Annotated in this window: 1 pseudogene; it reads left to right on the top strand. The window is 65.3% G+C overall.

The annotated features are described in order from the left end of the window. Positions 1–248 (top strand): annotated as a pseudogene (locus SM755_RS24045) (hypothetical protein); the annotation flags it as partial.

The raw sequence follows: 248 nt of genomic DNA, 5'->3' as shown, positions 1-248 counted from the left end.
AGATCGAGGGCGACATCGCGACCCAGCACTTTAACCGACCCGACGCGACGGACGCCGAGCGAGACGTCCTGCGTGCATTCGCCGACGGCGGGATGCTGACCTACGAGGAGGCTGCTGTACGCTCCGACACGTCGACGTCCACGGTCTCGCGTGCGGTCCAGCGCTTCGAGTCCGTGCTGGCGAAGATGGGGAGCAAGGTTGGCCTCGAGGACGATATCGTCCGGACGAAGGTCCAGCAGCTGTTCGAG

The organism is Natrialba sp. PRR66, assembly GCF_034808065.1.
Taxonomy (GTDB): Archaea; Halobacteriota; Halobacteria; order Halobacteriales; family Natrialbaceae; genus Natrialba; species Natrialba aegyptia.
This window is presented reverse-complemented; position numbering and strand designations above follow the sequence as displayed.